The sequence below is a fragment of the Streptomyces niveiscabiei genome (assembly GCF_001419795.1).
Taxonomy (GTDB): Bacteria; Actinomycetota; Actinomycetes; order Streptomycetales; family Streptomycetaceae; genus Streptomyces; species Streptomyces niveiscabiei.
The window spans coordinates 1-4,493 of sequence record NZ_LIRL01000880.1; the positions used below are offsets into that span (position 1 = coordinate 1).

Genomic DNA, 4,493 nt, shown 5'->3' on the forward strand with positions numbered 1-4,493 from the left:
CTCGGGGCCGAGGCCGAGTTCGCGGCTGCGGGCGAGGACCGCGCGGACCTCGTCGGCGAACCCGCGCGTGGTGAGGCAGGCGCGCAGTTCGTCGGGCCAGCTCACGTGGGCGAGGCCGAGGCGCTGGAGGTCGAGCTGGCCGGCGAGCAGTTCCCGGACGGTGACGTCCTGCTCGGGGCCGGAGAGCAGCCGCAGGGGCTCCACGAACAGTTCGCTGTCCTGGTGGGCGCGCACGAGGGCGTAGCAGAACGAGTGGAAGGTGGTCGCCTGGGGCGCGCGCGAGGCGCCCATGCGCAGGGCCATGCGGTCGCGCAGTTCGACGGCGGCCTTGCGGCTGAACGTCAGGACGAGGATCCGCGCGGGGTCGCCGCCGCGCGCGACGCGGGCGGCGACGGACTCGACGAGGGTGGTGGTCTTGCCGGTGCCGGGGCCCGCGAGAACCAGCAGGGGGCCGGTGGTGTGGTCAACCACGGCGCGCTGCGCGGCGTCCAGACGAGGGGGAGCCTCGCGGGCCGGAGGGGTACGCACCAGTCGGTAGGCGCCACGGGTCCCCTGCCGTACCTGGGGGTGCGGCAGGCGCCCGGTGGAGGGAGAGGTGCTCACGTGGTTCGCCGGTCCTGGTGGGTGTGCTGGTTCGCCGCCGTCCGTCCGTGCCGGGCGGTGGTCTCGGGATGAGGGGGACGTGTGCGGCCGACGCTACGCCGGGGACCGGCTCCGGTGCGGGTCTTCCGGTCGGTCCCGTGCGCCCCGTACGGCTCGCACGCCCCTTGCCCCTCGAACGTACGTCATGTCCCGGGCGTGCCCCGGTTCACCCGGACGGCACACAGGTCCTCCGGGGGCTCACGCGATGGCGGAAGCTGTCAGGTGTGACCGTCCGTGCCGCCGCCGTCCCAGCGCGCCCGCTTCATGTCGAGGCGCGGCAGATGCCCCTGGGCGGCGGCGCTCGCCGCTTTGAGCGGGGTGCCCTCCGCGCGGTAGTGGTCCAGGGCCCGCAGTTCATGTCCGGGCAGCAGAGCGCCGTCCGCGCGCACGACGCGCCACCACGGCACGGCGCCCCCGTAGAGGGCCATCACCCGGCCCACCTGGCGTGGGCCGCCCTCCTGGAGCCACTCGGCGACGTCCCCGTACGTCATGACCCGGCCCGGCGGGATCAGCTCGGCGACGTCGAGGACCCGCTCGGCGTACTCGGGCAGCGCGTCCGTGTACTCCGCGCGGGCGTCGTCGGGAAGGCTCTGCTCGCTCATCCGCCCCATCCTGCCGCACCGCACCGACAATGCGACGGGCCCGTGACGCTCGGTGGACGTCGCCCCGGGAGGACGCTTCGGGCAGACTGTGCGACCCGCGTTCGCACCCTGACATCACCGGATGTCGGTCGGGCATGCCACCATCGTGCGGGCGGTGACCGGTGATACGAGATCAAGAAGAGACGATGAAGCAGCAGGGTGTGCATTCCGACGACGCGGAGGGCACCTCTGACGGCGCATCGCGCCCGGACACAGACGAACCGCCCGCGCGCGGGGGCTCGAAGGAGTACGCGGACGTGGCGCACGTGGACGAGGTGGAGGGCGACGAACCGCTGCTCCCCGCGCGCGTGCACCGTCCCTCGGACCTCATGCGGCTCCTGGTGGGCGTCCTCGCGGTCGTGGTGCTCCTGGCGATCGCCGCGTTCGCGCACGGCACGACCTCCGGCCTGGAGCAGGACATCAACAAGGGCACCGGCCAGGCGCCCGACCTGCTGATCAAGATCGCGGGGCTGGCGTCCAGCATCGCGATCCTCCTGGTGCCGGTCGCGTTCGCGATCGAACGGCTGATCAAGCGCGACGGGCTGCGGATCGCCGACGGCGTCCTGGCGGCCGTACTCGCGCACGGGGTGACGCTCGCCACGGATCTGTGGGTCGCCAAGGGCGCCCCGGACTCCATCCGGGACGCGCTCACCCAGCCCTCCCCCGGTGACATCCACGCCCTCACGGACCCGGTGCACGGCTATCTCGCGCCGGTCATCGCCTATATGTCGGCCGTGGGCATGTCACGCCGCCCGCGCTGGCGCGCGGTGCTGTGGATCGTGCTGCTGCTCGACGCGCTGTCGATGCTCGTCACCGGCTACACGACCCCCTTCTCGATCATCCTCACGGTGCTGATCGGCTGGAGCGTCGCCTACGGCACGCTGTACGCGGTCGGCTCGCCGAACGTCCGGCCCACCGGGCGCACGCTGATGGCGGGCCTCAGGACGGTCGGTTTCCGCCCGGTGAGCGCCGCGCGCGTGGAGGCGTCGGAGTCCGGGGACAGCGACCGCGGGCGGCGCTACTTCGTCACCCTGGAGGACGGCGCGCCACTGGACGTCACGGTCGTCGACCGGGAGCAGCAGGCGCAGGGGTTCTTCTACCGCGCGTGGCGCAATCTGGCACTGCGCGGCTTCGCGACCCGCTCCAGCCTCCAGTCGCTGCGGCAGGCGCTGGAGCAGGAGGCCCTGCTGGCGTACGCGGCGATCGCCGCGGGCGCCAACGCGCCCAAGCTGATCGCGATGTCCGAGCTGGGTCCGGACGCCGTGATGCTGGTCTACGAGCACACCGGCGGGCGCACGCTGGACTCGCTGGCGGACGCCGAGATCACCGACGAGGTGCTGCACAACGCGTGGCACCAAGTGCGCGCGCTCCAGTCGCGGCGTATCGCGCACCGCAGGCTCGCGGGGGACGCGATCCTGGTGGATCGTTCCGGCACGGTGATCCTCACCGATCTGCGCGGGGGCGAGATCGCGGCGAGTTCGCTGCTGCTGCTCATGGACGTCGCCCAGCTGGTGACGACCCTCGGGCTGCGCGTGGGCGCGGAGCGGGCGGTGGCCTCGGCGGTGAGCGTGCTCGGTCCGGACGCGGTCGCCGACTGCCTGCCGATGCTCCAGCCGATCGCGCTGACCCGCTCCACGCGCTCCACGCTGCGCCGGCTGGCCCGGGAGCGGGCCCAGCGCGAGCGGGACGCCGTCCTGGAGGCGTCCAAGCAGGCCAAGCAGGCCCGTCCGGAGGACGCGGAGGACCCGGAGGCGGTCTCCTCCGGAAAGGCCGCCAAAAAGACGCTGAAGGCCGAGGCGCGGGCCGAGAAGCGGGCCATAGACGAGGCGCTGGACGAGGCCCGCGAGGACGACCTCCTCACCCAGATCCGGCACGAGGTGCTGCTCATCCGCCCGCAGGCGCCGGTCGAACCGGCCCGCCTGGAGCGGGTGCGCCCGCGCACGCTGCTGAGTTTCATGGCGGGCGCCCTGGGCGCGTACTTCCTGCTGACGCAGCTCACCCACATCGAGTTCGGGCCGCTGATCTCCAACGCCGAGTGGGGCTGGGTGGCCGCCGCCGTGGCGTTCTCGGCGCTCAGCTACGTCGCCGCGGCGATGAGCCTGCTCGGGTTCGTGCCGGAGCGGGTGCCGTTCCCGCGGACCGTCGCCGCGCAGGTCGCCGGGTCCTTCGTGAAGATCGTCGCGCCGGCCGCCGTCGGCGGGGTCGCCCTGAACACGCGGTTCCTCCAGCGGCAGGGAGTGCGGCCGGGGCTCGCGGTGGCCAGCGTGGGCGCCTCGCAGCTCTTCGGGCTCGGCTGCCACATCGTCATGCTGCTGTCCTTCGGCTATCTGACAGGCATCGAGAAGACTCCCTCGCTGACGCCGTCCCGTACGGTCATCGCCGGGCTGCTGACGGTCGCGGTGCTCGTCCTCGTGGTGACGTCGGTGCCGTTCCTGCGGAAGTTCGTCGCCACGCGCGTGCGCTCGCTGTTCGCGGGCGTCGTCCCGCGCATGCTGGACATCCTCCAGCGGCCCCAGAAGCTCGTCACCGGCATCGGCGGCATGCTCCTGCTGACCGCCTGCTTCGTGATGTGCCTCGACGCCTCGATCCGCGCGTTCGGCGACGAGTCGACGTCGATCAGCCTCGCCAGCGTCGCGGTCGTCTTCCTCGCCGGCAACGCCCTCGGCTCCGCCGCGCCCACCCCGGGCGGCGTGGGCGCGGTGGAGGCCACCCTGACGGTCGGCCTCATCGCGGTGGGCCTCCCCAAGGAGGTGGCCGCCCCGGCGGTCCTCCTCTTCCGCCTCCTCACCCTCTGGCTCCCCGTCCTCCCCGGCTGGATCGCCTTCAACCACCTGTCCCGCAAGGGCGCGCTGTAGGGCTGCGCGGGCAGGTGCACCGGCACGGAGACGCCGTACCGGTGCACCGGTACGCGCGGGCGCGCCGGTAGCGCCATACGCAAGTCGGACCGGACCAGGCACGCGCGCGGGAGAGCATGTGTCGCCGACGCTCGCATGGATGCCGATCGACACGCGCGAACAAGCCGTGCCCTGCGGCGGCCGACTGCTCACCTCGCGCGCGGGCAGAGCCGCAACCCACCCCGCCGACCCACTCACGCGCACACAGCTGATGGCCGCGCTTCCGCGTCCATGACCTCGCTGCCGACGACCAGCACGCGCGCACGCGCCTGCCAGCACACGAGCCCCCCACCCCCGCACGCGGACCAGGCGACAC

The 4,493-nt window shown here is 73.1% G+C and carries 3 protein-coding genes; 1 reads left to right on the forward strand and 2 read right to left on the reverse strand.

Annotated elements, in window-relative coordinates; genetic code table 11:
- Both AOK24_RS36175 and AOK24_RS36180 read right to left on the reverse strand, forming a co-directional pair.
- A partial coding sequence (locus tag AOK24_RS36175) for a UvrD-helicase domain-containing protein (RefSeq protein WP_159052106.1) occupies window positions 1–603 on the reverse strand: 603 nt, incomplete at its 3' end.
- A gap of 257 nt (window positions 604–860) precedes the next feature.
- Window positions 861–1,244 (reverse strand): MGMT family protein, encoded by a 384-nt coding sequence (locus tag AOK24_RS36180; protein WP_055724200.1) that lies wholly within the window; start codon window positions 1,242–1,244, stop codon window positions 861–863.
- A 185-nt stretch (window positions 1,245–1,429) separates the two neighbouring features.
- Between AOK24_RS36180 and AOK24_RS36185 the strand changes: the two genes are divergently transcribed.
- A complete protein-coding gene (locus tag AOK24_RS36185; protein ID WP_055724201.1) occupies window positions 1,430–4,138 on the forward strand; it encodes a lysylphosphatidylglycerol synthase domain-containing protein in 2,709 nt (902 codons plus the stop codon).
- Window positions 4,139–4,493: the final 355 nt, after the last annotated feature.